The organism is Rhizobium sp. SEMIA 4085, assembly GCF_013004495.1.
Lineage (GTDB): Bacteria > Pseudomonadota > Alphaproteobacteria > Rhizobiales > Rhizobiaceae > Rhizobium > Rhizobium gallicum.
In genome coordinates this window covers 1-3,405 of record NZ_JABEPH010000497.1, presented here as the reverse complement: position 1 = coordinate 3,405, position 3,405 = coordinate 1, and the positions used below count along the sequence as shown (strand labels likewise).

The following is a 3,405-nucleotide window of genomic DNA, read 5'->3' as shown; positions in this document are numbered from 1 at the left end:
CCCGAGGGCCCGCCGTCGGCGGGGGCAAGACCCGAGCGAAAAGAGCCCACGTGAAAACACCGCACCCCGCACGGCCCGCGAAGAGAGCGGACCAAAGCCGGAGGATTCCGCGACCGCGGCCCCAGACCCCCACAAAGAGGGGTGCAAGGCCCAGACCCAGACCGAAGGACGGAACGACGAAAAAGAAGCCCGCCGGGCGCCTCCGCCAAGCGTCGCCCTTCCCGCCATAATAGCCCGACGCAATACCGACCGTAGTGCCGACGATGAGGCAAATTGCAGTCGCTATCATAGCTATTGTAAGAGAAATCCGTGCGCCATGGACTACGAGATTAAGAACATCTCGTCCTATTTCGTCGGTTCCCAAAATATGCTGCCTGTCGGGCGATGCGAGAAAGTCGCCCGTCGCTGTGGCAGCCGTCTCCAGTGGACCAACAAGCGGTCCGGGCGACGCAGCCAAAACGAGGAAGAAGGTCAGTGTCGCTACGCCGACCCAAGCGCCGCCTCGCTCGAAGAGCCTGCCTATAAACTCCTTAATCGCGCGCAACCGCACATTCCGAGCGTTTGTTGTGACAGTTTGGGTCATTGTTTCACCCTGGGGTCGAGAATGCCGTAGGTTAAGTCCGCGACAAGGTTAGCAAGAACAATCGACGCACCGAGTAACAGAAAAACCCCCTGAAGGACCGGATAATCCCGTGCGTTCAGGGCCTCGACTGTGAGGCTACCAACTCCCGGCCAAGCGAATACGGTTTCAACGGTGATTGCGCCCGCCACCACATAGCCAAGATTGAGCGTCACCAAGGTTGCAACGGGCAGCATCGCATTGCGGAAAGCATGACGCATCAGCATCTGGCCGCTGGTGAGTCCCTTTGCGCGGGCTGTCACCATGTAGTCCTCGGCTACCACGTCACTCATAGCAGCGCGCGCCACGAGGACGTATTGACCTAAAAGTCCTAGGGCAACTGTGGAGACTGGTAGGATGAGATGCCGAGCGTAATCGAATAACCACTCGAGGGACCCGATGGTTACACCAGGCGAATATACACCGTAGCCCGGGAGCCAACCTAATGCCGTGCTGAAGATCACCACCAAGAGCATGCCGAGCCAAAAGGCAGGTGTCGAGTACAGTGCCAGGGATGCGGCAGTGGCGACGTTGTCGACAGCACCTCCCCGGCGCCAGCCTGCGTAGATGCCAAGCATGACACCGCAAATGATCGCAATTATCTGAGCCACACCCACCAAAGCAATGGTAGCAGGCAGCCGCTCCAAGAGGAGGTCGCCCACGCGCCTTCCCCTGAATTTGAAGCTATAGCCCAGGTCGCCCTGGACCGTTGCCGATATATAATTCAACAATTGATCAGGGATAAGCGGGCGGTCAAGGCCCCAGCGCTGGCGCTGAGCCTCAATCTGTTCTGTGGTCGTGCCACTGCGAGCCCCGCCGAGCAAAAGCCCGGCCGGATCTCCGGGGATGACTCTGAACAAGATAAAGTTCAGACTCGCCACCATCAAAAGAGTCACAACAGCTCTGAGGATGATATGTCCAACGCGGTGGCTTGCTCGGCTTCCATGTCTAGCAGCCGTCATTTTAGATCGTGCTCAAGCGATCAAACGGGAAGTAGCTCCACATCGACATGATGTCTTGCTTCCCCCAGCCCCTGAAGCAATCCTTGCGGCGCGCGTCAAGCGCGAATGGATAACACAGTATAATATAGGGAGCTTCGGCATAAATAAGCCTGGCCGCTTCATCTACGAGAGCCTGACTCTTCTTGAGAGCAACCGTAACATCAATCTCTGACAAGAGTTTGTCAAATTTCTCGCTTGTCCAGTATGATCTATTTTGGCTACCGATAAGCTTACTGCTGCCCAAGCTCAGAAAATCGTGAGGGGAAGGGGACAGCCAGCTTTGCGTAACGAGTAGATCCCATCCTCCACCACCCTTCGCCGGATCGGCGTAGCGGGCGCCAAGGGCACCGTCGTCGAGTTGAGTTACAGACACAGGAATGCCCACTTGCCCCAGCCAGTCAGCGATAAATTGCACGACCGCAATTGGCATCTCAACCGTTCCCGAGCTGGGCCCAGTAATTAGCTCGAGCTGGAAGCTTTTTCCCTCCTTATCCTCTCGAATGCCGTCGCCGTTTGTGTCTCGATATCCTGCCGCATCGAGCCGGCGGCTCGCCTCGGCCAGGTCAAAATGGCGCCTGATATCCGCCAGATCCGAATAGTAGTTGGCGGCAATCGGCATTGTCAGCCCCACGCCAAGGTCGGCATTTCCCCGCATTCCTCGATCAACGATGGTTTTTTGATCGATAGCGTAACCAATTGCGTCGCGGAACGCCGGATCCTGCAAGGCCTTCGTGCTTCCCGCTCCTTTGCCAGAGAGGGTATTGAAAGCCAAATAGTTCCGCTGCTCAATGCGCTGTTTACCGACTACAATCTCCGGATTCTTCGCAAGGTCCGCCCACTGGGCGGCCGTCAGCATGAAGCCATAGTCGAGGTCACCACTCTTAAGGCCCTGTGCGATAGGATCGGCAGTATTGAAGAACCGGAAAATCAAGCCTTCCGTGCCTGGCCGTCCCGTGCGGTAGTATTCATTGGGGGTCATGCGCGCGAACTGGCCCTGTTGAAACTCCGCGATAATCATAGGTCCCGTGCCCACCAAAGGTGCACTGTTTCGGAAGGTGCTGCGCGCATCGGCGTAACTGATATCCTTCCAAATGTGCTCGGGAACGATCATTGTCCAATTGTCAATTGGCCAGCGGGTCGGCACCTTCGTCACGATTTGCAGGGTCTCGTCGTCTAGAGCCGTGATTGACTCAACAAGTTCTAGGCCCTCAGTGTTGTTCCACCCGACATTCAGTTCGTCGGGTTTGCCGATAGACCCGCGCAGATAATCATAGGTGAAAGCAGCGTCTTGAGCGGTGGCAGGCTGCCCGTCCGACCACTTCATGCCCGGCCAAATTTTGAAGGTCCACGTAACATTGTCCTTGGCAACGGACCACTCTTTGGCAAATCCTTTCCGGTCGGAATGGCGCTGAGCATCTACACCCACCAGAAAATCATAGGTGAAGATCGTTGGCCAATACGAACTCCATGTGGCAAATGGGTTCATCGTATCAGGGCTGACAATTCCAGCGATACGCACAACATGGTCCCCGCAGGGCGAAGCAAAAGCCCTGGAATTTATCGCCCACGCCGACCCCGATGCCACGAGCATGGTTTTGACCATCGAGCGGCGACTAAGTGACCACTTATTCATCCTTCCTCCTCCCTCATTGCTGGCTTTTGGCCAGTCTGCTTGCCTATTGAAGGGTGGATTTATCAGCCAGCAGTTACCCACCAAAATCGCGGGGCCAATGAAACAGCGGCACCAAAATTCCGCTCCAATTGCCGCAAACTTCTCGCCTAGAG

At 56.4% G+C, this 3,405-nt stretch carries 2 protein-coding genes; both read right to left on the bottom strand.

Going from position 1 to position 3,405, the window contains the following annotated elements; all coding sequences use genetic code 11:
* Positions 1–579: 579 nt before the first annotated feature.
* Positions 580–1,581 carry an ABC transporter permease gene (locus C9413_RS29815; protein ID WP_040114353.1) on the bottom strand — a complete coding sequence of 334 codons (1,002 nt, stop codon included), beginning with the start codon at positions 1,579–1,581 and terminating at the stop codon, positions 580–582.
* A 1-nt stretch (position 1,582) separates the two neighbouring features.
* The gene (locus C9413_RS29810; protein WP_040114354.1) at positions 1,583–3,253 is read right to left on the bottom strand and encodes an ABC transporter substrate-binding protein; all 1,671 of its coding nucleotides are present in this window, start codon (positions 3,251–3,253) and stop codon (positions 1,583–1,585) included.
* Positions 3,254–3,405 lie beyond the last annotated feature (152 nt).